General features: G+C 61.1%; 24 protein-coding genes. 10 read left to right on the top strand and 14 right to left on the bottom strand.

Going from position 1 to position 26,135, the window contains the following annotated elements; genetic code table 11:
- Window positions 1–55 precede the first annotated feature (55 nt).
- Window positions 56–814, top strand: coding sequence for a collagen-like triple helix repeat-containing protein (locus tag BFQ00_RS05400; RefSeq protein ID WP_065932840.1), 759 nt, complete (start codon window positions 56–58; stop codon window positions 812–814).
- 115 nt (window positions 815–929) lie between these two features.
- Here the strand turns inward: BFQ00_RS05400 and BFQ00_RS05395 are convergent, their stop codons facing one another.
- Window positions 930–1,394: a CopD family protein gene (locus BFQ00_RS05395; protein ID WP_065932839.1), complete on the bottom strand. Its 465-nt coding sequence runs from the start codon at window positions 1,392–1,394 to the stop codon at window positions 930–932.
- Between the two features lie 99 nt (window positions 1,395–1,493).
- Here BFQ00_RS05395 and dinG point away from each other — a divergent pair, with 99 nt between their 5' ends.
- The 6 genes from dinG to BFQ00_RS05365 all read left to right on the top strand — a co-directional run bounded on the left by dinG (window position 1,494) and on the right by BFQ00_RS05365 (window position 9,946).
- On the top strand, window positions 1,494–3,638 hold the full coding sequence (dinG, locus tag BFQ00_RS05390; RefSeq protein WP_065932838.1) for an ATP-dependent DNA helicase DinG: 2,145 nt from the start codon (window positions 1,494–1,496) through the stop codon (window positions 3,636–3,638).
- Between the two features lie 88 nt (window positions 3,639–3,726).
- Window positions 3,727–6,024, top strand: coding sequence for a beta-galactosidase (locus tag BFQ00_RS05385; RefSeq protein ID WP_065932837.1), 2,298 nt, complete (start codon window positions 3,727–3,729; stop codon window positions 6,022–6,024).
- 83 nt (window positions 6,025–6,107) lie between these two features.
- A complete protein-coding gene (locus tag BFQ00_RS05380; protein WP_065886128.1) occupies window positions 6,108–7,253 on the top strand; it encodes a serine hydrolase domain-containing protein in 1,146 nt (381 codons plus the stop codon).
- 142 nt (window positions 7,254–7,395) lie between these two features.
- The gene (locus BFQ00_RS05375; protein ID WP_083227296.1) at window positions 7,396–8,550 is read left to right on the top strand and encodes an OmpA family protein; all 1,155 of its coding nucleotides are present in this window, start codon (window positions 7,396–7,398) and stop codon (window positions 8,548–8,550) included.
- 27 nt (window positions 8,551–8,577) lie between these two features.
- Window positions 8,578–9,225 (top strand): pyridoxamine 5'-phosphate oxidase, encoded by a 648-nt coding sequence (gene pdxH, locus BFQ00_RS05370; RefSeq protein ID WP_065897010.1) that lies wholly within the window; start codon window positions 8,578–8,580, stop codon window positions 9,223–9,225.
- 256 nt (window positions 9,226–9,481) lie between these two features.
- Window positions 9,482–9,946, top strand: a complete 465-nt coding sequence (locus tag BFQ00_RS05365; RefSeq protein ID WP_065886131.1) for a glycine zipper 2TM domain-containing protein — start codon at window positions 9,482–9,484, stop codon at window positions 9,944–9,946.
- Window positions 9,947–10,660: 714 nt separating this feature from the next.
- On the opposite strand, the gene nhaA is transcribed toward BFQ00_RS05365, so the two are convergent.
- On the bottom strand, window positions 10,661–11,845 hold the full coding sequence (gene nhaA, locus BFQ00_RS05360) for a Na+/H+ antiporter NhaA (protein WP_065932835.1): 1,185 nt from the start codon (window positions 11,843–11,845) through the stop codon (window positions 10,661–10,663).
- Between the two features lie 215 nt (window positions 11,846–12,060).
- On the opposite strand from nhaA, the gene BFQ00_RS05355 reads away from it, so the two are divergent.
- Entirely contained in the window at window positions 12,061–13,155 is a 1,095-nt protein-coding gene (locus tag BFQ00_RS05355; RefSeq protein WP_065932834.1) for a PLP-dependent cysteine synthase family protein, read from the top strand.
- A gap of 459 nt (window positions 13,156–13,614) precedes the next feature.
- Here the strand turns inward: BFQ00_RS05355 and BFQ00_RS05350 are convergent, their stop codons facing one another.
- The 3 genes from BFQ00_RS05350 to BFQ00_RS05340 form a co-directional block, all read right to left on the bottom strand.
- Window positions 13,615–15,228 carry an NAD(P)/FAD-dependent oxidoreductase gene (locus BFQ00_RS05350; protein ID WP_065932833.1) on the bottom strand — a complete coding sequence of 538 codons (1,614 nt, stop codon included), beginning with the start codon at window positions 15,226–15,228 and terminating at the stop codon, window positions 13,615–13,617.
- A 106-nt stretch (window positions 15,229–15,334) separates the two neighbouring features.
- Window positions 15,335–16,006 carry a COG3650 family protein gene (locus tag BFQ00_RS05345; protein ID WP_065932832.1) on the bottom strand — a complete coding sequence of 224 codons (672 nt, stop codon included), beginning with the start codon at window positions 16,004–16,006 and terminating at the stop codon, window positions 15,335–15,337.
- Between the two features lie 95 nt (window positions 16,007–16,101).
- Window positions 16,102–16,701, bottom strand: coding sequence for a short chain dehydrogenase (locus BFQ00_RS05340; protein WP_065932831.1), 600 nt, complete (start codon window positions 16,699–16,701; stop codon window positions 16,102–16,104).
- 104 nt (window positions 16,702–16,805) lie between these two features.
- Between BFQ00_RS05340 and BFQ00_RS05335 the strand changes: the two genes are divergently transcribed.
- The gene (locus tag BFQ00_RS05335; RefSeq protein WP_065893405.1) at window positions 16,806–17,720 is read left to right on the top strand and encodes a LysR family transcriptional regulator; all 915 of its coding nucleotides are present in this window, start codon (window positions 16,806–16,808) and stop codon (window positions 17,718–17,720) included.
- Here BFQ00_RS05335 and BFQ00_RS05330 read toward each other — a convergent pair.
- The 9 genes from BFQ00_RS05330 to BFQ00_RS05290 all read right to left on the bottom strand — a co-directional run bounded on the left by BFQ00_RS05330 (window position 17,711) and on the right by BFQ00_RS05290 (window position 25,332).
- Window positions 17,711–18,196 carry a DoxX family protein gene (locus BFQ00_RS05330; protein WP_065932830.1) on the bottom strand — a complete coding sequence of 162 codons (486 nt, stop codon included), beginning with the start codon at window positions 18,194–18,196 and terminating at the stop codon, window positions 17,711–17,713. The genes BFQ00_RS05335 and BFQ00_RS05330 overlap by 10 nt on opposite strands.
- A gap of 11 nt (window positions 18,197–18,207) precedes the next feature.
- Window positions 18,208–18,969: an HvfC/BufC N-terminal domain-containing protein gene (locus BFQ00_RS05325; RefSeq protein ID WP_065932829.1), complete on the bottom strand. Its 762-nt coding sequence runs from the start codon at window positions 18,967–18,969 to the stop codon at window positions 18,208–18,210.
- Entirely contained in the window at window positions 18,966–19,844 is an 879-nt protein-coding gene (locus BFQ00_RS05320; protein WP_065932828.1) for an MNIO family bufferin maturase, read from the bottom strand. The genes BFQ00_RS05325 and BFQ00_RS05320 overlap by 4 nt, the downstream gene beginning before the upstream one ends.
- A 23-nt stretch (window positions 19,845–19,867) precedes the next feature.
- A complete protein-coding gene (locus tag BFQ00_RS05315) occupies window positions 19,868–20,164 on the bottom strand; it encodes a BufA1 family periplasmic bufferin-type metallophore (protein WP_065932827.1) in 297 nt (98 codons plus the stop codon).
- Between the two features lie 170 nt (window positions 20,165–20,334).
- A complete protein-coding gene (locus tag BFQ00_RS05310) occupies window positions 20,335–21,036 on the bottom strand; it encodes an ABC transporter ATP-binding protein (protein ID WP_065932826.1) in 702 nt (233 codons plus the stop codon).
- A 1-nt stretch (window position 21,037) separates the two neighbouring features.
- On the bottom strand, window positions 21,038–21,805 hold the full coding sequence (gene livG, locus BFQ00_RS05305; protein WP_065932825.1) for a high-affinity branched-chain amino acid ABC transporter ATP-binding protein LivG: 768 nt from the start codon (window positions 21,803–21,805) through the stop codon (window positions 21,038–21,040).
- Complete coding sequence (locus BFQ00_RS05300; protein ID WP_065932824.1) at window positions 21,802–23,055, bottom strand: high-affinity branched-chain amino acid ABC transporter permease LivM; 1,254 nt, start codon at window positions 23,053–23,055, stop codon at window positions 21,802–21,804. Before BFQ00_RS05300 ends, livG begins: the two co-directional genes overlap by 4 nt.
- A complete protein-coding gene (gene livH, locus BFQ00_RS05295) occupies window positions 23,052–23,975 on the bottom strand; it encodes a high-affinity branched-chain amino acid ABC transporter permease LivH (protein ID WP_065886145.1) in 924 nt (307 codons plus the stop codon). The genes BFQ00_RS05300 and livH overlap by 4 nt, the downstream gene beginning before the upstream one ends.
- 229 nt (window positions 23,976–24,204) lie before the next feature.
- Window positions 24,205–25,332, bottom strand: coding sequence for a branched-chain amino acid ABC transporter substrate-binding protein (locus tag BFQ00_RS05290; RefSeq protein ID WP_065886146.1), 1,128 nt, complete (start codon window positions 25,330–25,332; stop codon window positions 24,205–24,207).
- Between the two features lie 341 nt (window positions 25,333–25,673).
- Between BFQ00_RS05290 and BFQ00_RS05285 the strand changes: the two genes are divergently transcribed.
- Entirely contained in the window at window positions 25,674–25,976 is a 303-nt protein-coding gene (locus BFQ00_RS05285; RefSeq protein ID WP_065886147.1) for a DUF2288 domain-containing protein, read from the top strand.
- Window positions 25,977–26,135 lie beyond the last annotated feature (159 nt).

Raw genomic sequence — 26,135 nt, 5'->3', positions numbered from 1 at the left:
AGAAGTCGTTACTGTGCGTCCAAAGAAAAATTCGGAAACACTCGGGAGCCCCATGATGCGTAAGGTTTTTCTGCTGGCCCTTTTGGTCAGCCCCATTGCCCTGGCCCAGAGTGTCAGCGTTGAAACCCATTCGTTGATGCGCCTGCCCAGCAGCACCAGCGTGTTGCAGCTCGAGCGCCTGGACGTGGCGGACTACGGCACCCTGTTGATTCCGGCCACCATCAGTCAGATCGCGGTGGAAGAACTGCATCTGGGGCGTGAAGCACGTATCGCCATCGTCCCCGGCACTACCGCGCTGCAGTTGCAGGTGCGCCAGGCTCAACTGGATCAGGGCAGCCAGATCACCTCTCGCGGCGCGCCCGGCACCCATGAAAGGCCAGCCAGGCCGGGGCGTGACTTGACCTTGCGTATCGAGTCGCTGACTGCTGAAGCACTGTCGGTGGATGCCCGCGGTGGCGCCGGTGCCCAGGGTTATGCCGGCCTGGATGGCGCCAATGGCGTCGATCCGGGTTGCACCTGGGGTTCTGCCGGGCGTGGGTTCAATGGCGATAACGGTGGCGATGGGTTGCCGGGTGCGTCGGGTGCGCTAGTGCGCGTGGAGTTGCCGCAGAGTTTCCCGGCTGATCAGATCAAGGTCTTGGTGGACGGCGGGCCTGGGGGCTTGGCCGGTGTCGCGGGTAAACCCGGCAAGGGCGGTCAGTCCAAGGGCTGCCTGGTGTACCGCGCCGATGGCGGTGAAAAAGGCCGCTCGGGGTTGGAAGGGCAGCCGGGGCCGGCGGGGCCTGCGGGAACAGTGACTATCCAGCGGCTCTAAGTCGTCCGTTCTGACGCCATCGGGGGCAAGTCGAATCGTCGCACCGCCCCTCCCACACTGGAATGCGTTTAACTGTGGGAGGGGGCTTGCCCCCGATGGCGGACGACAGGTCTACTCAGAACATCGGCCGAGCCGAAGCAATCGCCACCACCACCAACCCGACAATCAAGTTAATCCCCACCAGCCTGCGAATCTGCCCCAATGCAGCCGCGCCCGCCGGCCAGTCTTCAGCCGCCACCGCCGCCTTCAACGCCGGAAACTTCAACGCCTGGATGCGGATAAACAGCGCCGTCATCACCAGATACAAACCCATCATCACTTGCACATAGCGCGGCGCCGTTTCAAAACCGTTGAAGCGCAGGTGCAGCAGGCCGACGCCGCTGATCGGCAAAATCAACACCGTCACCCACACCCATACAAAAAAACGTTGAAACACATTTGCCCACAACTTGAGCCGGGCAGGGCCCTCAAGGGCCGCCATGGCGGCGGGGCGCAGGATCATCCAGGCGAAAAACATGCCGCCGACCCAGATCAGGGCGGCCAATACATGCAGGGTGTAAGCGAGGCTAAACGCGGTCATTGTGGTACTCCGTTCTGCGCGGGATTAATTAGCGGGGTATGATAGCGGCCGATCCGAACCACTGAAAATTTATCCAGCGTTTTTTGCGCCCGACTATCCATGATCAGCACTGAACTCAAAACCACGATCCAGGGCGCCTACTCGCGTTTTCTCGAAGCCAAGAGCTTGAAACCGCGTTACGGCCAACGCCTGATGATCGCCGAAGTGGCCAAGGTCCTCGGGGATATCGACACCGACGACGAAGGGCGGCGCAGCGGCGACCCTGCGGTCGTGGCCGTCGAAGCCGGCACCGGTACCGGCAAGACCGTGGCCTACAGCCTGGCGGCGATCCCCACCGCCAAGGCAGCCGGCAAACGCCTGGTGATTGCCACCGCTACCGTCGCCCTGCAGGAGCAGATTGTCTACAAGGACCTGCCTGACCTGATGCGCAACAGCGGGCTGAACTTCACGTTCGCGCTGGCCAAGGGCCGTGGCCGCTACATGTGCCTGTCCAAGCTTGACGTGCTGCTGCAGGAAGGCCACGCGCAGACCGCCACGGCTTCGTTGTTCGAAGAAGAAGGCTTCAAGATCGAAGTCGACGAAGTCAGCCAGAAACTGTTTACCAGCATGATCGAAAAACTGGCCGGTAATAAATGGGACGGCGACCGCGACAGCTGGCCCAACGCCCTGGAAGACTCCGACTGGGCGCGCCTGACCACCGACCACAGTCAATGCACCAACCGCCATTGCCCCAACTTCGGTCAGTGCGCCTTCTACAAGGCCCGCGAAGGCATGGGCAAGGTCGACGTGATCGTCACCAACCACGACATGGTGCTGGCCGACCTGGCCCTGGGCGGCGGCGCCGTACTGCCGGACCCGCGCGACACCCTGTATGTGTTCGACGAAGGTCACCACCTGCCGGACAAGGCCATCGGCCACTTCGCCCATTACACGCGCTTGCGCTCTACCGCCGATTGGCTGGAAACCACCGCCAAGAACCTCACCAAGCTGCTGGCCCAGCATCCGCTGCCCGGTGACCTGGGCAAGCTGATCGAACAGGTGCCTGAGCTGGCGCGGGAGATCAAGACCCAGCAGCAGTTCATGTTCAGCGCCTGCGAGCAGGTGGCCGACTTCAAGCCCGGCGAAGACGTGGAAGGCCGTGAGCGGCCGCGTCACCGTTTTGTCGGTGGGATGATTCCCGAGCATATGCGCGAAATGGGCATTGAACTGAAGAAGGGCTTTTCCCGCCTGACCGACCTGTTCACCCGTCTCACCGACTTGCTCAAGGAAGGCATGGATGGCGAGGTCAATATCGGCATCGCCAGTAACCAGGCCGAAGAATGGTACCCGCTGTTCGGCAGCCTGCTGTCCCGCGCCCAGGGCAACTGGGAGTTGTGGACGGCCTTTACCGTCGAAGACCCGGAAGACAACCCGCCGATGGCGCGCTGGCTGACCCTGGCGGAAAGCGGTGCGCTGTTCGATATCGAGGTCAATGCCAGCCCGATCCTCGCCGCCGAGATGCTGCGCCGCAACCTGTGGAACGTGGCCTACGGCTGCCTGGTGACTTCGGCCACGCTGACGGCGCTGGGCACCTTCGACCGCTTCCGCATGCGCGCCGGCCTGCCGAAAAAGGCCGTCACTGCGGTGGTGCCGAGCCCGTTTCATCACGCCGACGCCGGCGTCCTGCGGGTGCCCGACCTCAAGGCCGACCCACGGGACGCGGCGGCGCACACGGCGGCGATCATTCGCGACCTGCCCGAACTGGTGGAAGGCTCGCGAGGCACCCTGGTGCTGTTTTCGTCGCGTAAACAGATGCAGGATGTATTTGACGGCCTTGACCGCGACTGGCGTAAACAGGTGTTCATCCAGGGCAACCTGTCCAAGCAGGAAACCTTGAACAAACACAAGGCGCGGGTCGATGGCGGTGATTCCAGCGTGTTGTTTGGCCTGGCGAGCTTTGCCGAGGGCGTGGACTTGCCCGGCGCCTACTGCGAGCATGTGGTCATCGCCAAGATCCCGTTCTCGGTGCCGGATGATCCGGTCGAAGCGGCGCTGGCCGAATGGATCGAAGCCCGCGGCGGCAATCCTTTCATGGAAATCTCGGTACCCGATGCGTCGCTCAAGCTGGTGCAGGCCTGCGGGCGCTTGCTGCGCACCGAGCAGGACCGGGGCACCATCACGTTGCTCGATCGCCGCCTGGTCACCCAGCGCTATGGCAAGGCAATCCTGAATGCCTTGCCGCCGTTCAGGCGCGAAATTTCTTAAGCCACCGTGGGCGAACTCGCCCACTTCGTGGTCTATCTCATGTATGTCATCAGGCCATTCACCGGCCGTCTGGGAGAACCTTGTTCGTATGATTCGCACGCTGCCCGCTCTTTTTGCCCTGCTGTTCGCCGCGCCCTTGATGGCCGCGCCGGCCGGGCAACAAACGCTGTTCAACTTCGTCCGGCCCGCTGATGTGGTCAAGGTGGCGACCCAGGACGCCAGCCTGCCGCAATACAACGCCGAACAAACCCCGGAGGGCGAAGTGCTGCGCCGCATCACCTTCAGCCCGGCGGCCGAGCCGAGCCTGGTGCTCAGCCCGCAAACCGGCGTGTGGGACTGGTCGCAATCGGGCGCCATGAGCCTGCGCATCCAGAGCGCGATGAATTGGGCGTTGACCCTCTACGTGAAAGTACAAAGTGCCGACGGCAAGACCCTGGTCAGTCGCATCGACCTGCCGGCCGGCCCGGCCCAGACCTTGCTGGTGCCACTGCAAGCCAACTCGCCGCTGAGCCAGGGCATGAAGGCCGGCCCGCCGATGCCGATTACCGTGGACGGCCAGCGTGTGCTGCTGGCCGCCAGCACCGGGGAAGTCGACCGCAGCCAGGTGGTGTCGGTGACGCTGTCGATGATCAAACCCGATGCCGCCCAGAGCATCCTGCTGGAGCGCTTTGGCGTGCAGGACAGCGAGCCGGTGATGAAGGCCGCCTACAGCGAACTGGTGGACGCTTACGGTCAGTCCACCCGCGCGCGCTGGCCGGAAAAAGTCAGCAGCGACGAGCAGCTCAAGGCCGCAGCCGCCAAGGAGCAGCAACAACTGAAGGGGTGGCTCGCCGAGCGTGACAAATCCGCCCTGGATCAATACGGCGGCTGGAACAAAGGCCCGGCGTTCGACGCCAGCGGCTTCTTCCGCACTGAAAAGCGCGACGGTCGCTGGTACTTGGTCACGCCGCAAGGCCATCCGTTCTACTCGCTGGGTGTCAACACTGTGGCGGCGGACAACAGCCAGACCTACGTGGCGGGGCGAGAGTGGATGTTTGCGGCGCTGCCCAAGGCCGGTGAACCCTTCGACAAGTATTACGGCAGTGGCGACAACCGTACCGGCAACGGCGCGGGCGAAGGTCGCGGTTTCGGTTCGGGACGCTGGTATGATTTTTATGGCGCCAACCTGCAGCGCACCTATGGCGGTGACGGCTTCGATCAGAAACGCTGGGTGACCCATACCCTCGACCGCCTGCAAGCCTGGGGTTTCAACACCGTGGGCAACTGGAGCGATCCGGACCTGGCCACGGCTGACCGTGTGCCTTACACCTTGCCGCTGTCGATTGTGGGTGACTACGCCAGCATCAGCACCGGCACCGACTGGTGGGGCGGCATGCCCGACCCGTTCGACCCACGCTTCGCCATGGCCACTGAGCGCGCCGTGGCCATTGCCGCTCGCGATCATCGCGACGACCCGTGGCTGATCGGCTTCTTCGCCGACAACGAACTGGCCTGGGCCGGTCCTGGCGACGATGCAAAATCGCGCTATGCCCTGGCCTACGGCACCTTGCGCATGACCACCGACGTACCGGCCAAGCGTGCTTTTCTCAAGCAACTGCGCGACAAGTACCGCAATGAAGACGGTCTGTCGAAAGCCTGGGGCATCCACCTGGCCGGCTGGGAGCTGATGGAAGACCCCGGCTTCGAGCCGCCGATGCCCAGCCCGGAACACCCGGAAATCGAGGCCGACTTCAAGTATTTCCAGAAGACCTTCGCCGATGCCTACTTCAAGACCATCTCCGACTCGCTGAAATGGCACGCGCCCAACCAACTGCTGCTGGGCGGACGTTACGCCGTGAGCACCCCTGAAGCCGTGGCCTCCTGTGCGCAGTATTGCGATGTGCTGAGCTTCAATATGTATACCCTCAAGCCCCAGGACGGTTATGACTTCGCCGCCCTGCGCGCACTCGACAAACCGGTATTGATCACCGAGTTCAACTTTGGCTCGAGCGACCGTGGCCCATTCTGGGGCGGCGTGACGCAGTTGGCCCGTGAAGAAGAGCGGGGCGCGGCCTATGCCGCCTTCCTCAAGCAAGCCATGGCCGAGCCTTCGATTGTCGGCGTGCACTGGTTCCAGTACCTGGACCAGCCCGTGACCGGACGCCTGCTGGACGGTGAAAACGGCCATTTCGGCCTGGTTGGCATCACTGACGTGCCCTTTCAGGGCTTTGTCGAGAGCGTGCGTAAAAGCAATCTCGCGGCGGTCGACCAACTGGGTAAGGAGGCTGAAAAAGCCAGGGCCGCCGGTGCGTCCCGCGAGAGTGAAGGCGGCCGCTCGGGCCAGGCCGGCAAAGGTGCGGGCCAGGGCGCCGGGCACGCTGGCGGGCACTCCGGAAATGGGCATTGATTCGCCGTTGACGGGTTCACAAATCCCTCAATGACTGGAACAATGTCGGCCACTTTTCATGCGGTTTTCTCGAGGTCGCTCCGGTGCAGATTCAGGGTCATTACGCGCTCCAGTTCGAAGCGGTACGTGAAGCGTTTGCCGCATTGTTCGATGACCCTCAGGAGCGCGGTGCCGGGCTTTGCATCCAGGTCGGCGGCGAGACGGTTGTCGATCTGTGGGCCGGCACCGCCGATAAGGACGGCGCCGAGGCCTGGCACAGTGACACGATCGTCAATCTGTTCTCCTGCACCAAGACCTTCACTGCCGTCACCGCCCTGCAACTGGTAGCCGAAGGCAAGCTGAAGCTGGATGCGCCCGTGGCCGATTACTGGCCGGAATTTGCCGCAGCGGGCAAAGCGTCCATTACCTTGCGTCAATTGCTCTGCCATCAGGCCGGGCTGCCGGCGATCCGCGAGATGCTGCCCACCGAAGCCCTGTACGACTGGCAACTGATGGTCGATACCCTGGCGGCCGAAGCGCCGTGGTGGACGCCCGGCCAGGGCCATGGCTACGAGGCGATCACCTATGGCTGGCTGGTCGGTGAACTGTTGCGCCGTGCCGATGGGCGCGGGCCCGGGGAGTCTATCGTGGCGCGGGTGGCGCGGCCGCTGGGGCTGGATTTTCACGTGGGCCTGGCGGATGAAGAGTTTTACCGTGTCGCCCATATAGCCCGCAGCAAGGGCAATATGGGCGATGCTGCGGCACAACGGTTACTTCAAGTAATGATGCGTGAACCCACGGCAATGACTACACGTGCATTTGCCAATCCGCCGTCTATTCTGACCAGCACTAATAAACCCGAATGGCGGCGTATGCAGCAACCCGCGGCAAATGGTCACGGTAATGCACGCAGCCTGGCCGGCTTTTATAGTGGTTTATTGGACGGTAGTTTGCTGGAAAGCGACATGCTCGAACAATTGACCCGCGAGCACAGTATCGGGCCGGATAAAACCTTATTGACCCAAACCCGTTTTGGCCTGGGTTGCATGTTGGATCAACCGGAGTTGCCCAATGCTACGTTCGGCCTTGGTCCGCGCGCATTCGGGCATCCGGGGGCAGGGGGCTCGGTAGGGTTTGCCGACCCTGAGCATGATGTAGCCTTCGGTTTTGTGACTAATACCCTGGGGCCCTATGTACTTATGGACCCGCGGGCTCAGAAGTTGGTCGGAATATTGGCCGGTTGTCTATAAACCCCTTGCTGTTTCACAATTTTTTGTTACAAAGGCACGTATAAGAAGACGCTGAACGCAATGATGTAACTTCAATGTTCTTTAAGCGTCTGGTTAACGGGGCATGTGGCCCCTTGGTTTTTTCTCATTTTGTGGATATCTCATGTTATCGAACAAGTCCTTGGCACTGGCGCTGTGCCTCACTATTACCGGCTGTGCACAAACTCCACAAAATGATGCCGAAGGTGGGCACTGGTGGTCATTTGGATCAGATAAGGCTGCTACCAAGGACGCAGTGACCCAGACCGACGCCAAGCCGGATGCCAAGCCCGCTGCCGATGCCAAGCCCGCTGCCGACGCCAAGCCTGTCGCGCCTGTCGCCGCAGCGCCTGCTCCGGCAGCCAAGAGCGACACCGGCTTCAACTGGTGGCCATTCTCCGCCAAGAGCGCCGACGACAAGGCCGCCGAGGCCAAGGCCGACCTGAAAGCCGACCTCCAGGCCGCCACCCCGGCTCCCGTGGCCAAGACCGACACAGAAGCCCACTGGTGGTGGCCGTTCGATACCAAGCCCAAGCCACTGGCCAAGGTCGATGTGACCAACGTGCAGATGCCCGATCCAAAAATCACCCAGGCCTGGCTGGACGATTACGAGCCGCGCCTGCGCGCCGCGATCAAGGACAGTAACCTGCAATTGGAGCGTCGCGACAACGTACTGGTGGTGATTGCCCCGGTAGACGGTTCATACAACCCGAAACGCCCGGCGATGCTGCTGCCGGTGACCCTGGGGCCGTTCACGCGCGTCGCCAAGGCCGTTGAAGCCGATCCAAAGACCGCCGTACTGGTTCTGGGCCACGTTGATGCAACCGGCAGCGCTCCGGCCAGCCAGGCGCTGAGCAAGGAACGTGCGCAGTCGATCGCTTCGATTTTCAGCCTCAGCGGCTTGAAGCAGGACCGCCTGATGCTGCGGGGCATGGGCGACCTGATGCCGCGCGCCGCCAATGACAGTTCCCAGGGCCGTGCGCTGAATCGTCGCATGGAAATCATGTTCACTCAGCGTACAACTATGTTGGCGCTGCTGAGCCAGTACAACTCGGGCAAGACTCCGCCTGTGGCTGAAATGGTCGCCGTGCAGGATGTTCCCGCACCGGCCCCGGCGGCAAAAGCCCCGGCCAAGAAAGCGCCGGCCAAGAAAGCCGCCGCCAAGCCGGCCGCCAAGTCAGCCGCTAAAAAGGCCCCGGCCAAGCCGGCTGCGAAGAAACCGGCTGCGACCAAAGCCAAGGCTGCTGCACCGGCGAGTAACGACCAGGCGAAAAACTGATCCGTTGAACCACAAGGATAAAGCCGCATGACCCAGGCACTGGCCGATATGCGCCGTGACTACACACGGGACGGTTTGAGCGAGGCCCAGGCCCCGGACGAGCCGTTTGCCTTGTTCCACCAATGGTTCGCCGATGCGGTGAAAACCGAGCAGGCACCGGTGGAGGCCAATGCCATGACCCTGGCGACGGTCGACCAGGACGGTCGGCCGCACTGTCGCATCCTGTTGCTCAAGGGCCTGGATGCACAGGGCTTTACCTTCTTTACCAACTATCAGAGCGCCAAAGGTGAGCAACTGGCGGCGCGGCCGTTCGCGGCCATGACCTTTTTCTGGCCGACCCTCGAGCGCCAGGTGCGCATTGAAGGGCGCGTGGTCAAGGTCACGCCTGAAGAGTCGGATGCTTATTATCAGGTGCGCCCCCTGGGCAGCCGCCTGGGTGCGTGGGCATCGCCGCAGAGCAAGGTCATTGGTGATCGCGAAGAACTGCAGCAACTGCTCAAGGCGACTGAACAACGTTTCAGCGACACCCAACCCGATTGCCCCGAGCATTGGGGAGGCTATCGTTTGTTGCCGGAGCGCATCGAGTTCTGGCAAGGCCGCGCCAGCCGACTGCATGATCGCCTCAACTATCGGCTACAAGCGGGCCAATGGACGCGGGAGCGTCTTGCGCCTTGAGCGTCGCCTTTCGTCATCTCATCTGAATTATGTCCTGAGCGCCGAAGTCTTTATGTACGAGATTTCGGCGTTTTCGGCTGTGCGACTACACTGATCAACCAGGCTATGGCATGGTGCGGCTTAGTTACCGCTCGTCGAATCCTGTGGTACCGACAGTCTGTACTCAGGCTGAATGAAAGCACTTTTTTGCCTGGCTTGCCGTGACAGGCGCCAAGCCGCAGCGTTTAATGAATACCTGTCCTTTGGAGTTGATGCTATGCGTAAGTCTGTTTTACTAGTTGCCTGCTTTACTACCCTGTCCTTGCTGTTGGGTGGCTGCGCCTCGAGTCTGACCGGCGACTCCTACTCCCGTGACGAGGCGCGTCGCGTACAGACCGTTCGCATGGGCACCATCGAATCCCTGCGTCCGGTGAAAATCGAAGGCACCAAAACCCCAATCGGCGGCGCTGCGGGTGCAGTCATCGGCGGCGTTGGCGGCAGCGCCATCGGCGGCGGCCGTGGCAGTATCGTCACCGCTGTGATCGGCGCGGTGGCCGGCGGCCTGCTGGGTTCGGCCACCGAAGAAGGCCTGACCCGCACCCAGGGCGTGGAAATCACCGTTCGCGAAGACGACGGCAGCATGCGCTCCTACGTACAAGCCGTGCAGGAAAATGAAATTTTCCGCATTGGCGACCGTGTACGTATCATGACGGTTGACGGTACCAGCCGCGTTACCCGCTAAGCGGTCAGCGAAAGGCAAAGAAAAACCCCAACCAGGTGACTGGTTGGGTTTTTTGTTTAATGGGCCGTGATCTTACCGTCTAAAAAATCCTAATTGCACATAATAAAAAACCGCCTTAGTAGGGCGGTTTTTTATCGCAAGGCCATATCAAGCTAGCCTTGCAGGCTCACAGAACGCAATGACATGGTCGGAATGTTACTGCCGGCTGCGGTATCTGGCAAGAAGCCGTTGTAAAGCAGCACTAGCGCTTCTGATACTTTTTTTGTCAGAAAGAAATTGAAAATAAATAACAAAATTCGCCGTGCGCTTGGTCACACCTTCGGCGGGCCGCTCAGTTAGTATCGACGCCGTTCTACGTTCGTCATCCTGTGAGTCAGCCGGGTCAATGAGCAAGGTTTTGGACCCGCCGCCACGGGCTAGTAATCCGTGCCGGATTGATGTGGAGGGCCCGTCAACCCTGCCGCCTCATAGAACGCAATGACAGCATTCGAAGGCCCACGTGTTCCGGTAAGTGCGCTGGAGGTAAGGCCCAACGCTTGGAGGGCCGAGTATGTCTAAGTTTGCACGACGTACGTGGAACCTCGTAGTGAATGCCCTGCGTGTTTATCACGTATGGGTATTCCTGCGGGACAGCTTCGATGACCTGTAAGGTCTGAGAAGTGGAGCCGCCTCGATTCAGTTCGAGGCGGCTTTTTGCTGTTTGGCTATCACCTGCTAGGCAGTGACGGCTTTCCTGCGACTGGCCATCGCCGTCACCGCATAACCGATACAGGCCGCCAATATCGAACCGGTCAGAATCCCCATGCGATCCTCGCCGGCAAACTCGCTGACACCCGGTACGAAGGCCAGTGAGCCGACAAACAGGCTCATGGTAAAGCCGATGCCACACAGTATCGCTACCCCCAGCACCTGGCCCCAGTTAGCGCCGCTGGGCAGTGAGGCGATGCCGGTCTTGATGGCCAGCCAGGTCAGGCCGAACACACCGATGGTCTTGCCGATCAACAGGCCGGCGGCAATGCCCATGGGCACGTGGTGGGTAAAGCTCTCGAGGCTGACGCCGGTGAGGGACACCCCGGCGTTGGCAAACGCGAACAACGGCAGTATGGCGTAGGCCACCCATGGGTGCAGGGCATGCTCCAGAGTCAGCAGGGGCGAGGTTTCGGCATTGCGGGTGCGCAATGGAATGCAGAACGCCAGGGTCACCCCGGCCAACGTGGCGTGCACGCCGCTCTTGAGTACGCACACCCACAGGATCAGGCCGATGATCAGGTACGGCCCAAGCTTGACCACGCCCAGGCGGTTCATCGCGATCAAGGCGATCAGGCACGCTGCTGCGCCTGCCAGGGAAGCCCCGGACAGGTCGGCGGAATAGAACAGCGCAATGACGACAATGGCGCCCAGGTCGTCAATGATTGCCAGGGTCATCAGGAACAGTTTCAGCGACACCGGCACACGCTTGCCCAGCAGTGCCAGGACGCCCAGCGCAAAGGCGATATCCGTGGCCATCGGGATCGCCCATCCGGCGAGGGCCGCAGGGTTGTCCTTGTTCAATGCCCAGTAGATGAGCGCGGGTACGACCATGCCGCCGATCGCCGCCGCACCTGGAAGCACCACCTGCGACGGTTTGGACAGGTGACCGTCGAGCAGCTCGCGTTTGACCTCCAGACCGATCAACAGGAAGAACAACGCCATCAGGCCATCATTGATCCACAACAAGGCGGGCTTGGCGATTTGCAGCGCGCCAACCTGGGCCACCACGGGCGTGTCGAGAAAGGCGCCGTACAGGTGCGACAAAGGTGAGTTGTTGATAATCAGCGCCAGGGCGGCGGCAGCGATCAGCAACAGACCGCTGGCGGCCTCCAGCTGGAAGAAACGGGTGAAAGTGCTACGCAGAGGCAAGGGATGCTCTCCAATCCAGGTTCAATAGGTGCGTACCCTAACCCGTACCGTTAGTTGTTAAAACAAAAGTTATATTCTTATTTGTTATAAGCATTCGGTAGAGCTGGCGTTGCGTCTAAGCCTAGCAATTGTGTGTCCAATTGAGTCGTTACTGTATCTGTGTGCAGTGTAGGAAACCCCCTAATATCAGGCCAAATCCTTAGAGAAGTCTCGTCATGAGCGACCACCGTCCCTGGGCCCGCGAAGCCATTCGTATCATTGAAGCGGATTTCCAGCGCAGCGCCGACACCCACCTGATCCCGTTGCCATTGCCGGGCTTGCCGGGTATCGAGTTGTACTTCAAGGATGAGTCCAGCCATCCGACCGGCAGCCTGAAGCACCGGCTGGCGCGTTCGCTGTTCCTGTACGCGTTGTGCAACGGCTGGCTGAAGCCGGGTGCACCTGTGATTGAGGCTTCCAGCGGTTCGACGGCCATTTCCGAAGCCTATTTCGCGCGCTTGCTCGGCCTGCCGTTCATTGCGGTGATGCCCGCCACCACCTCCCAGGAAAAGATCGCCCAGATTGCCTTTTATGGCGGCAAGAGCCACTTGGTGCAGGACCCTACGCAGATCTATGCCGAGTCCGAACGCCTGGCGCAGGAAAGCGGCGGGCACTTCATGGACCAGTTCACCTACGCCGAGCGCGCCACCGACTGGCGCGCGAACAACAACATCGCCGAGTCGATCTTCCAGCAGTTGCGTTTCGAGCAACACCCGGAGCCCAGTTGGCTGATTTCCAGCCCCGGGACCGGCGGCACTACCGCGACCCTGGGACGCTATGTGCGCTATCGCCAGCATTGCACCCGCGTGCTGTGTGCCGATGCCGAACGTTCGGTGTTTTTCGATTATTACCTGAGCGGCGACGCCAGCCTGCGCCTGGACTGTGGCTCGCGGATCGAAGGCATTGGCCGGCCACGGGTCGAGGCCTCGTTTTTGCCGGCGGTGATTGATGCGATGGTCAAGGTGCCGGATGCGCTGTCCCTGGCAGCCATGCATTACCTGGCCGAGCGGTTGGGGCGGCGAGTGGGCGGCTCCAGCGGGACGAACCTGATCGGTGCCCTGATGGCTGCGCAACAGATGAAAGCGGCGGGGGAGTCGGGGTCGATCGTGGCAATTCTATGTGATGGGGGAGAGCGCTATGCCACCACTTACTACGATCAGGCGTGGCTGGCGGGGCAGGGGTATGACTTGCAAGGGTTGATCGCAGCCGTTGCAGCAAGTGTCGAGCAGGGAGAGTCACTGCCCGACAGCATCCTGCGCGCCAATATCTGACACACCGCAAACCAAATGTGGGAGGGGGCTTGCCCCCGATGGCGGCCTCGGGGCCGACCAGGATGTTGGATCAGACCGAGTACATATCCGTTTCTGCGGTAACGGCTGCTAATGGTTCCGCTTTTACAGCGGCTCACTTTTGAAAAGCGCAAAAGTAAGCAAAACGCTCTTGCCCCACCACTCGGCACCTCGCTTAGGCTCGGTGTGCCCGCTCTCCGGCATGAATCCGTGGGCCGCCGCAATGGGCCATCCATGGCCCAGTGCGGCTAACCCGGCGTCCTGCCGGGTTACCCACGAATTCAAGCCTGCGTTCGGCCAGCGTGGTTTAACGGGGCGCCTGAGATCAAGATCAAAAGCAGATCAAGATCAAGAGCGGCTCGCTTCGCATCGTGGTTACGGGTGGGCGCTGCTGAGTTGTGTAGACACCTATGGCTATCGAGGGCCCCCTCCCACATGTTCTCAGGCTTCGATGCCCAGCATGTCCCGGGCCAGGGCCTCGGCAATCCGAATGCCATCGACGCCCGCCGACAGGATGCCTCCGGCATAACCCGCGCCTTCACCGGCCGGGAACAAGCCTTTCACGTTCAGGCTCTGCATCGATTCATTGCGGGTAATGCGCAGCGGCGATGAGGTGCGGGTCTCGATGCCGGTTAAGACCGCATCGTGCAGCGAGTAGCCTTTGATCTGCTTCTCGAACGCCGGCAAGGCTTCGCGGATGGCTTCGATGGCGAAGTCCGGCAGGGCCTGGGCCAAGTCACCCAGGGATACCCCCGGCTTATAGGACGGTTCCACACTGCCGATAGCCGTGGACGGCCTGCCTGCGATGAAATCGCCGACCAACTGCGCCGGGGCTTCGTAATTGCTGCCGCCGAGCACGTAGGCATGGGATTCCAGGCGCTCCTGCAGTTCGATACCGGCGAGCGGTCCGCCCGGGTAGTCCACTTCGGGCGTGATGCCGACCACGATGCCTGAGTTGGCGTTGCGCTCATTACGCGAATATTGGCTCATGCCGTTGGTCACGACACGATTGGGCTCCGACGTCGCGGCCACCACGGTGCCGCCGGGGCACATGCAGAAGCTGTAGACCGAGCGACCGTTTTTGGCGTGGTGCACCAACTTGTAGTCGGCGGCGCCGAGTTTCGGGTGCCCGGCGTATTTGCCCAGGCGTGCGGCGTCGATCAGTGACTGTGGGTGCTCGATCCGGAAGCCCACCGAGAACGGCTTGGCCTCCATGTACACGCCACGGCTGTGAAGCATGCGGAAGGTGTCGCGGGCACTGTGGCCCAGGGCAAGGATCACGTGCCTGGAGAGGATTTGCTCGCCGCCGTCGATGACCACGCCATTCAACTGGCCATCTTCGATCAATACGTCGGTGACCCGCTGTTCGAAGCGTACTTCACCGCCCAGGGCGATGATCTGCTGGCGCATGTTTTCCACCACGCCGGTCAGGCGGAACGTGCCGATATGCGGTTTGCTGACATACAGAATCTCTTCCGGCGCGCCGGCCTTGACGAACTCGTGCAGCACCTTGCGCCCGTGGAATTTCGGGTCCTTGATCTGGCTGTACAACTTGCCGTCGGAGAAGGTCCCGGCGCCGCCTTCGCCGAACTGCACGTTGGACTCGGGGTTGAGCACGCTTTTGCGCCACAGGCCCCACGTGTCCTTGGTGCGTTGGCGCACTTCCTTGCCACGCTCGAGGATGATCGGCCTGAAACCCATCTGTGCCAGCAGCAGCCCGGCGAAGATTCCGCAGGGGCCGAAACCGACCACCACCGGCCGTTCGACCAGGCCTTGCGGTGCCTTGCCCACCTCGTGGTAGCTGACATCCGGCGCCGGATTGATGTTGCGATCATCGGCAAACTTGAGCAGCAGGGCGGCTTCGCTCTTCACATTCAAGTCGACGGTGTAGATGAAGCACAGCTCCGAGGACTTCTTGCGGGCATCATAGCTGCGCTTGAACAGGGTGAAATCGAGCAGGTCATCACTGGCGATGCCCAGGCGCTGCACGATGGCAGGCCGCAGGTCCTCTTCGGGATGGTCGATGGGCAGCTTGAGTTCGGTGATTCGTAACATGACGGGATCCGGTAGGCGGCGGGCAACAAGGCCGGCTGTTTTGCAAACCGGCGATTATAAGCCCCAATAGGGTTTTTCCGTCAGGTTAAAACAATGCGGGTGACGATCAGTCGTCCCGCGAGCCGCCAAATGCCGCGCAACCACGCTGTACCTGGCCGTTGACACGCAGTTCGGCGCTCATGTGTTGCAGGCTGCCGCTCACGCTGTCGACGCAGCGCTGCGGGGCCACCCACAATTCGATGTGCTGGTGATTGGCGTCGGTCATCAGGTTGAAGCGCCCATCGCCCAGTTGCTCTTCGACATAAGGCACCGCCAGAGGCGGCTGGCCTTCGCGTTCCAGCACCATGCCCTTGGCCGTGACACTCATCGCCCAGGCCGGCTTATGGCCGTTTGCCCGCAGGATCATACGTTTGAAGTCCGGGTCGTGGCAGGCCGATGTCGAGCGCTCGACGCGATACAGCTGTTGCAGGTCCACCGAGCCCTGGGTGCCGCTGGCGACGCCGGAAAACTTGCCACGCAAGTCGGCGAACAACGTGCCTTGCTGGCCGGCCAGGGAGGCGGCTTCCTGCAGGATGCTGGTGCCGGCGGTATCGCTGACCACGTAGTTGCGCTGGTCCTGGCAGGGCTGGAACAACAGCTTGCCGTCAACCGCCGTCAGTTCGCCCTGCATGCGGGTCAGTCCGACAGTGGACAGCTTGGCCGGCTCGCTGTCGAACATCTGGCAAGCGGCGAACAAAGGGAACAGGGCGAGCAGGGTAAGGGTCGAGGCGGCACGCATTTTCGGTCTCCAGACAAGTGCCGTCACGTTACGCAGGCTCGCGCCGCATCACAAGCCCGCAGCCCAGCTTCAGGCGATTCTTACAAACCTGAAACTTAGCCCACGATAAACGTCTGACCGGTCTGCAAGCCCTCGACACTTTTCGCGTAGGCCAAAGCCACTTCGGCAGCGGCCACCGGTTTGAACCCACGGAAATAGGGTGCGTAGCTGCCCATGGCCTCCACCAGTACCGTCGGGCTCACGCTATTGATACGCAACCCCTGGGGCAGTTCGATGGCCGCTGCCTTGACGAAGGCGTCCAGTGCGCCGTTGACCAGTGCCGCCGACGCGCCGGTGCGAATCGGATCACGGTTCAGAATGCCGCTGGTGAAGGTAAACGACGCACCGTCATTGGCGAACTCCCGGCCGATCAACAACAGGTTGACCTGGCCCATCAGCTTGTCACGCAAGCCCAGTTCGAAGTCGGTTGCGCTCATCTCGCCCAACGCCACGAAGTTCACGCTGCCTGCCGCGCAGATCAGCGCGTCGAACGTGCCGGTCTGCTCGAACAGTTTGCGTATCGAGGCGCTGTCGCTGATATCGACCTGGAAGTCACCGCTGTTGCGGCCGATGGCAATCACGTCGTGACGCTGCGCCAGTTCGGCCTTGACCGCCGAACCGATCGTGCCGCCGGCACCAATCAAAAGGATTTTCATCGTGCTGTTCCTCCGGGAGTGAGATGAAGGTTAAGTCTAGAGTGGCTTTTTCCATGGATAAACGCGCTAATGGGCAACCGTTGGTTTTCAATTGGAAACAATCGATGAGCGAAATGGACGATCTGGCGGCTTTTGCCGTATTGATCGAAGCTGGCAGTTTCACCCTGGCGGCCGAGCAACTGGGCTGCAGCAAGGGGCAATTGTCCAAGCGGATCAGCCAGTTGGAGGCGCAGTTCGGCGTGGTGCTGTTGCATCGCACCACGCGCAAGCTGAGCCTTACCGCCGCGGGTGCGGCGCTGCTGCCCCAGGCACAGGCGCTGGTGGTGCAGGTGGAACGTGCGCGCCAGGCCTTGGCGCGGCTCAAGGATGACTTGGCCGGTCCAGTGCGTATGACGGTTCCTGTTTCCCTGGGAGAAACGTTCTTCGATGGCTTGTTGCTGGAGTTTTCCAGGCAGTATCCGCAGGTGCAGATCGAACTGGAACTGAACAACAGCTATAGAGACCTGGCACGGGACGGGTTCGATCTGGGCGTGCGCTCGGGGGCCATCGAGAACGAGCGCCTGGTGGTCAAGCCGCTTTTGGCCTGGCACGAGATGACCTGCGCCAGCCCGGCCTATCTGCAACAGCACGGCGAACCGCTGCGCCCGGCGGACCTGGCGGGCCATACCTGTCTGCTCAACAGCCACTACAGCGGCCGCGAGGAATGGCTGTATCACCAGCAGCATGAGCTGTTGCGTGTGCGGGTGAGCGGCACCTTCGCGTCCAACCACTACAACCTGTTGAAGAAGGCCGCATTGGTGGGCGCCGGTATCGCGCGGCTGCCGTCGTACCTGCTGCCGACGGAACTGGCCGAGGGTCGATTATGCGCGCTGTTGCGTGACTATCAGACGCGCAGCCAGCCGATGTATCTGGTGCATCCCTACCAAGGTGGCCTGCCGCGACGCACCCAGGTGCTGGCCGACTACCTGGTGGACTGGTTCAAGCGCAGCGGTGCAACCCTGGATCGCCTTCAGCGGTAACGCCGAGCGATCCAGTGGTCGATGGATAACCGGCCCGGGCCCCTGGCCACCAGCAGTAATAACAGCGCAATCCAGGTGCCATGCGTAGGGTAGGCGTCTGGATAGACGAACAACTGAATGGTCAGGGTCATGCCAATCAAGGCCAGGGCCGAGAATCGCGTGGCCAACCCCAGCAGGATCAGCACCGGGAAAAAGTGCTCGGCAAAGGCTGCCAGGTGCGCGGCGACTTCGGGGGACAGCAGCGGGACGTGGTATTCGCTGCGAAACAAGGGCAAGGTCGAGGCGGCAAGCCGGGGTTCACCCAGTTCGAAGGTGCCGTTGATCAGGTCGATGGCAAAGCCTTCGATCTTGGTTTGCCCGGACTTCCAGAACACCGCCGCAATGGAGAAGCGTGCGATAAAGGCGATCAGGCTGTAGGGGATTTTTTCGAAAAGGGCGATGGCCTGGGTCAGCAGGCCGGCAGCGGAACGGTTCATGGCGATACCTTTTATTCGAGGTGCAGATGAGTGATGGCGTCGTGGCTGATCAACAGCGTCAGGCATTGATGCAGGTCGAACTCGGACGAGGCCTGCAAGGCATGCTCCACTGCCATTTCCAGCCCCGTGCCTTGGTTCAGGCAGTTGATAAAGCTCACCGAGCCGCTGTCGATGGCGAACGTCTTGACCGCTAACCCCTGGCGCAACACCACTGCATTTTGCGCAGGCCAGGGGCTGAAACCGGTGACATCGCCGTCATTCTGGTGCGCGGCCCATACCGCCACCACCGCATAGGGAGAGCGCAAGGTGGCGAGCGATGGATGCAATTGCAGGCTCAACTGCCCCAGATTTTCTTGACCCTGCAGGTGTTGAAGAATGTGCTGCTGACACAGCGTCGGCGTGTCGGCTGCGTGATAGGCACGCACCCGCAGGCGCTCCAGCCGTGCGATATCCGCCAGGTAGGGCACGCTGTCGGCCGGTTCGAATGCCTGGATAAAATCGGCGAGTCTGCTGCCGTACTCGTTGATCAACGGGCTGGTAGGCGGGTTAGCCTGTACGAAAAGGCTGGCCATGGCGCGGAAGAATTCATCGCCCACCAGTTGCAACGTCACCGGGTAACTGGCTGCCAGCGCATTGATCAACGAGCCATGGACATTGTTGCGATACACCGCAAAGCGGCTGGCGGGGTCGGCGCCGTTGCTGCTGAACAGGCCATCCGGGCAGCCACCGTGTGCCGCGAGCAGCGCATCGGCGAACGCGCTCTGAACACTCATGACATCACCTGCGCCAGGCAACGTTCGGCTTGCCGGGCCTCGGCGTGCAGCACACTGAAAGCCGGCACCTGGTTATCACGCTCGATCAGTGTGGCCACCGGCCCCGTGCGTGTGAGCACCTGTTCGTAGAGCCGCCACACCGCATCGTCGATCGGCGCACCGTGATCATCGATGAGCAGTCGATCGCCCAGGCTGTCGGAATCTTCGGCAAAGCCGGCCAGATGTATCTCGCCGACGGCATGCAACGGTAGTGCATCGATGTAGGTCAGCGGGTCACGCTGGTGATTGACGCACGACACGTAGACGTTATTGACGTCCAGCAGCAACCCGCAGCCGGTGCGCCGGACGATTTCGCTGATGAAGTCGGTTTCGTCCAGGGTGGAGCGCTGGAACTGCACGTAAGTTGACGGGTTCTCCAGCAGCATCTGCCGCTTGAGCGTGCTTTGCAGCTGGTCTATGTGCGCGCATACCCGAGCCAGGGTTTGCGCATCGTAGGCCAGGGGCAGCAGGTCATTGAGAAATACCGGGCCGTGGCCGGACCAGGCCAGGTGTTCGGAAAACGAGTGGGGTTGATAGCGATCAATCAGCCTGACCAGTCGCGCCAGGTGCTCAGGGTCGAGTGGACCTTCGCCGCCGATGGAGAGCCCCACGCCGTGCAACGACAGCGGGTAGCGTTCGCGAATCAACCCCAGGTAGTGGTGAAAGGGGCCGCCGGCAACCATGTAGTTTTCGGCATGCACTTCAAAGAAACCAATGTCGGGTGAAGTTCCGAGCACCTCAGTGAAGTGCTCGTTCTTCAGCCCCAGTCCGGCCCGACGCGGCAGGCCGGGTACCTGAGCCCGGGAGACGGCTTGCAGGGATGAAAGGGTCATCATCAGTACTCAGGTTACGCGGGGTTTCAGGACTTTGCGGTGAAGGCTGCTTCCTGGCCGAAACCGGTCGGCGAGGTGGTGCTTGGGGTCTTGAGGCAGGTACCGGCTGGGACCAGTTTCCAGGCGTTGGCCTGGTCCTTGGTTTTGGACGTGCCGGCGCAGGAAGTGCCGGCGCCTGCGGCGCAGTCGTTCTTGCCGGCTTCGGCGACACCGAAGCATTTCTGCATGTCGTCAGCGGCGTGGGCGGTGGTGGTCAGGGCAGACAGGCTCAGGGCTGAACCAAGGGCCAGGACGAGGGTAGCGGCGGACAGTTTGGTGGTCATGGTGTGTCTCCAGCAGTGGGTTGAAAGAGCAGGCTCGATTGCCTGCTTGCACACCACTAGAGAGAGGGGGGATGGGTTCGTTACAAGACCAGCCAAAAAAACTTCAGGTTGTGCAAAGTAAATGTGGGAGGGAGCAAGCCCCCTCCCACATTTCGAGTCTGCTCCGCGTCTTAACCGCCCAGGTACGCCTCCCGCACCTTCGGATCGGTCAGCAACTGCTCGCCCGTGCCCTGCATCACCACCCGGCCGTTCTCCAGTACATAGGCGCGGTCGGCGATTTTCAGTGCCTGGTTGGCGTTCTGCTCCACCAAAAACACCGTCACGCCGTCCTTGCGCAGTTGTTCGATGATGTCGAAGATCTGCTGGATGATGATCGGTGCCAGGCCCAAAGATGGCTCGTCCAGCAGCAACAGCTTGGGCTTGCTCATCAACGCGCGGCCGATGGCGAGCATTTGCTGCTCGCCGCCGGACATGGTGCCGCCGCGCTGGCTGAAGCGTTCCTTGAGACGGGGGAACAGGTGCAGCACCTTGTCCATCTGCTCCTGGTAGTCGCCCTTGTCGGTAAAGAACCCGCCCATGGCCAGGTTCTCCTCCACGGTCAGGCGCGAGAACACGCGACGGCCTTCCGGTACCACCGCAATGCTCTTGCGCATGATTTCGGCGGAGTGCTTGCCCACCAGTTCTTCACCCATGTAGCGGATGCTGCCGCTGTGGGCCTGGGGCGAGCCGCACAGGGTCATCAGCAGGGTGGACTTGCCGGCACCGTTGGCGCCGATCAGGGTCACGATCTCTCCCTGGCGCACTTCCACGTTGACGCTGTGCAGGGCCTGGATCTTGCCGTAGAAAGTGGAAACGTTTTCGAATTGCAGCATTTTACGCTTCCCCCAGATAGGCTTTGATCACTTCGGGATTGTCGCGGATCTGCTCCGGCGTCCCGTCGGCCAGCGGCGTGCCCTGGTTGATCACCACGATATGGTCGGAAATGCTCATGACCAGTTTCATGTCGTGTTCGATCAACAGCACGGTGGCGTTGTTTTCCTCACGCAACACGCCGATCAGCGCCTTGAGGTCTTCGGTTTCCCTGGGGTTCAGGCCGGCCGCCGGTTCGTCGAGCATCAGGATCCGCGGGCGGGTCATCATGCAGCGGGCGATTTCCAGGCGACGTTGCTGGCCGTAGGCGAGGGTGCCGGCCGGACGGTTGGCGAACTCGGTGAGATTGACCTTGTCCAGCCAGTATTCCGCGTACTCCATGGCCTCGCGCTCGCTCTTGCGGAACGCCGGGGTCTTGAACAGGCCTGCGAAGAAGTTGGTGTTCAGGTGACGGTGCTGGGCGATCAGCAGGTTCTCGACCGCCGTCATGTCCTTGAACAAACGTACGTTCTGGAAGGTGCGCACCACACCCTTGCGGGCGATCTCGTGGCCGGCCAGGCCCTGGATCGGCTGACCGTCCAGCAGGATATTGCCGCCGCTCGGCTTGTAGAAACCGGTGAGGCAGTTGAACACCGTGGTCTTGCCGGCGCCGTTCGGGCCGATCAGCGCCACAACCTGTTTCTCCTTGACGGTCAGGGCAACGCCATTGACCGCCAGCAAGCCGCCGAAGCGCATGCTCAGATTTTCGACTTTCAGGATATCGCGGCTCATTTGCGCAGCTCCATGTGTGGACGTTGCATGGGCAGCAGGCCTTGAGGGCGCCAGATCATCATCAGCACCATCATGGCGCCGAACATCAACATGCGGTATTCGCTGAACTCACGCATCATTTCCGGCAGCAGGATCATCACGATCGCCGCCAGGATCACGCCCAGTTGCGAGCCCATGCCACCCAATACGACGATGGCGAGAATGATCGCCGACTCGATAAAGGTGAACGACTCCGGGGTCACCAGGCCCTGGCGCGCGGCGAAGAAGCTGCCGGCAAAACCGGCGAACGCGGCGCCCAGGGTGAACGCGGAGAGCTTGATGATGGTCGGGTTCAGGCCCAGGGCGCGGCAGGCGATTTCATCTTCGCGCAAGGCTTCCCAGGCACGGCCGATGGGCATGCGCAGCAAGCGATTGATCACGAACAGTGCTGCCAGCGCCAATAACAGGGCGACCAGGTACAGGAACACCACTTTGCTCACCGGGTTGTAGGCAATCCCGAAGTATTCGTGGAAGGTCTGCATGCCTTCGGCGGCGGTGCGGTCGAACGACAGTCCGAAGAACGTCGGCTTGGGGATGCTGCTGATGCCGTTGGGGCCGCCGGTGATGTCGGTGAGGTTGCGCAGGAACAGGCGGATGATTTCACCGAAGCCCAGGGTCACGATCGCCAAGTAGTCACCGCGCAGACGCAGTACCGGGAAGCCCAGCAGGAACCCGAATGTGGCGGCTGCCATACCGGCCAGGGGCAGGCAGATCCAGAAGCTCCAACCCAGATAATGCGAGAGCAGCGCGTAGGTGTAGGCACCCACCGCATAGAAGCCCACATAGCCCAGGTCGAGCAAGCCAGCCAGGCCCACCACGATGTTCAGGCCCAGGCCCAGCAACACGTAGATCAGGATCAGGGTGGCGATGTCGACCGCGCCGCGCGAGCCGAAGAACGGCCAGATCAACGCGGCGATGATCAGGCCGATGATGATGTAGCGTTGGGTGCGCGGCAGGGTCAGGAATTGGCTGACCTTGGGCGACACCAACGGCGCACGGTTGCCCTTGAACAGGGCGCCGACCTGCTGGGTGAACAGCACGCGCAGGAACATCAGCACCGAACACAGGGCGATGATGGCCAGGGTCACGGGCCCGGTACCATGCACTTCCAGGTTGATACCAACAATGCTCAGCTTGAGGCCGAGTACCGGAAAGGCCACGGCCCATACCAGCAAGGCGCTGAAAAACGCCGATTTAAGATATCTGCTCATACTTTCTCAACCTCCGGACGGCCCAGGATGCCGGTCGGACGGAACAACAACACCAGAACCAACAAGCCGAATGCCACGACGTCCTTGTACTGGTCACCGAAGATATCGGCGCCGAAGGCTTCGGCCACGCCCAGCACCAGCCCGCCGAGCATGGCGCCCGGGATGCTGCCGATGCCGCCCAGTACCGCCGCGGTAAAGGCCTTGAGGCCCACCAGGAAGCCGGCGTTGGGGTTGATCACGCCGTACTGCATGCTCAGCAACACGGCAGCGACGGCTGCAAGTGCGGCGCCGATCACGAAGGTCAGGGCGATGATGTTGTTGGTGTTGATGCCCAGCAGGTTGGCCATCTTGATGTCTTCGGCGCAGGCCCGGCAGGCGCGCCCCAGACGGGAGCGGGAAATGAACAGCGTGAGGCCGAGCATGGCCACCAGGGTGACGATGAAGACCAGGATCTGCATGTAGGAAATCAGCACTTCTTCCGCACCACCGGGACCGAAGGAAATGCTCCCCGGAATCAGGTTGGGAATCGACTTGTCCTTGGAGTCCTGGGACAGCAATACGGTGTTCTGCAGGAAAATCGACATACCGATGGCGGAAATCAGCGGGATCAACCGGTTGCTGCCGCGCAAGGGGCGGTAGGCAACACGCTCGATACTGTAGCCATAGGCACTGGTCACGACGATCGATGCCAGGAACGCAGCGGTCATCAACAGCGGCAGGGAGTGGATACCCATCATGGCCAGCCCGGCAAGGGCGATGAAGGCCACGTAGGAACCAATCATGTACACCTCGCCATGGGCGAAGTTAATCATTCCAATGATGCCGTAAACCATTGTGTAGCCAATGGCTATCAAGGCATAGGTGCTGCCAATGGTCAGGCCATTAACCAGCTGTTGGAAAAAATGATAGATCTCAGGCATTACAGCGCTCCTAAAAACCCGATACGCATTTCACTGGTGGAGTCATGTTCCGGCCCTGCGCTGTGTTCTGTGAGCACATTTGCACAAAGCGTTTGCCAGCGAACCGCTGGTGACGGTTTTAAGATTTTCAGGTGAGCCAGCGCCCGGATCGCGGGTGACAGGCCCATAAACCTCGTAAAACAAAGCCCACTGCTCTCACAGTGGGCTTGTTGGACCAGTAACGCCTGGCTTACTGAGGGGAAACTTCGGTTTTTGGTTTGCCGAAGTGCCATTCATAGACCACGAACTTGAAGTCCTTCAGGTCGCCCTTGGCGTCGAAGCTCAGTTCGCCGGTAGGGGTCTTGAAGGTACCGGCGTGGATGGCTTCGGCCACCTTGGCGGTGTCTTCGCTCTTGGCGGCCTTGATACCGCCGGCGATCACTTCGATGGCCGAGTAGGCCGGGAACACGAACGGACCGGTCGGGTCCTGCTTGTTCTTGGCAAACTCTTCAACGATGGCTTTGTTGGCAGGGTCGGTGTCGAAGGATTTCGGCAGGGTCACCAGCAGGCCTTCGGAAGCGCCCTGGGCGATTTGCGAGATGGAGTCGTTGCCGACGCCTTCAGGGCCCATGAACTTGGCGTTCAGGCCTTTTTCCTTGGCCTGGCGCAGGATCAGGCCCAGCTCAGGGTGGTAACCGCCGTAGTAGACGAAGTCGACGTTGGCTTGCTTGAGTTTCTGGATGATCGAGGAGAAGTCCTTGTCACCGGCGTTCAGGCCTTCGAAGACGGCAACTTTGACGCCTTTTTCTTCAAGGGTTTTCTTCACGGCGCTGGCGATGCCTTCACCGTATTGCTGCTTGTCGTGCAGTACGGCAACGATCTTCGGCTTCACGTGGTCGGCGATGTAGTTGCCGGCCGCCGGGCCTTGTGCGCTGTCCAGGCCGATGGTGCGGAAGATCAGCTTGTAGCCACGGGCGGTGATTTCCGGGCTGGTGGCTGCCGGGGTAATCATGATGACGCCTTCGTCTTCATAGATATCCGACGCGGGCTGAGTGGAGCTGGAGCAGAGGTGACCGACCACGAACTTGACGCCGTCATTGACCACTTTGTTGGCGACGGCAACGGCCTGTTTCGGATCGCAGGCGTCATCGTATTCCTTGGCTTCAAGCATTTTGCCGTCTACGCCGCCCTTGGCGTTGATGTCGGCGATGGCCTGCTTGGCACCCATGAATTGCATGTCGCCGTATTGCGTTACGGGACCGGTCTTGGGACCCGCGATACCGATCTTGATGGTATCGGCTGCGAACGAATGGCCGGCAACCCCAGCCAGGACCATAGCGGCAAACAGTTTGGAAATCTGCTTAGTAGCCTTATTCATAGTGCTCCACTCTTACTGTTGTATTTTTTATAGTTCTAGCGGCCTTGTGAGCTGCAGAACCGGATCGGATATCGCGGATATCCCCCCGGCATTGCCCTGGCAACTGTACCGGTACAGTGTAGAGCGCCGGTTGATCGCTTGAAAAGCTGGCTGTCGGGGGCAAAACCGGGTTGTGTCGCTTAAATGAAAGAAAAAGACAGAATTGCGCCGGGGTTATACCAGCCTTTCAAGCATTCCCTGGCTTTTCCGACGCTTTCAATCGCTACCTCATTTGCTACTGGGTTTTTCTGACTGAGCCACGACGCTATGATTGCGCCGATTTTTTACTCAGGTGAACTCCCATGACGCAAGAACCTAGCACCCTCTATGCCAAGCTGCTCGGTGAAACCGCCGAAATTTCCTGGAAGGAGCTCGAACCGTTCTTTGCCAAGGGTGCCCTATTGTGGGTCGATGCCGGGCTGGATTTGATCGAAGCGGCCGAGGCGATGGCCGAAGACAATCGCGATAAAGTCGCTGCCTGGCTGGCTGCGGGGAGCGTTGGCGAAGTGTCTGCGACGCGGGCGTTGGACCTGGTCGAGCGTGACCCGGGCCTGTGGGCGGTGGTGGTCTCGCCGTGGATTTTGATCCAGGAAAGGGCGGCGTAAGAAAGTCGTGATCAAAAAGGGTGCACCGCTCGCGCTTGGGCAAGTGTGTAGCGGAGTAACCGCTTGGCCAGTGATGGCAACTTGCCGTAGAGAAAGGTCACAGCCTGACGGTGACGTTAACGTCACGGGAACAGTTGGGGAGCCGGGGTAAGTGCCGGG

It is taken from the genome of Pseudomonas sp. 28 E 9, from assembly GCF_900004785.1.
Classification (GTDB): Bacteria; Pseudomonadota; Gammaproteobacteria; order Pseudomonadales; family Pseudomonadaceae; genus Aquipseudomonas; species Aquipseudomonas orientalis_A.
Note: the sequence above shows the minus strand (reverse complement) of the source record. Positions and strands in the feature narration are given on the sequence as shown.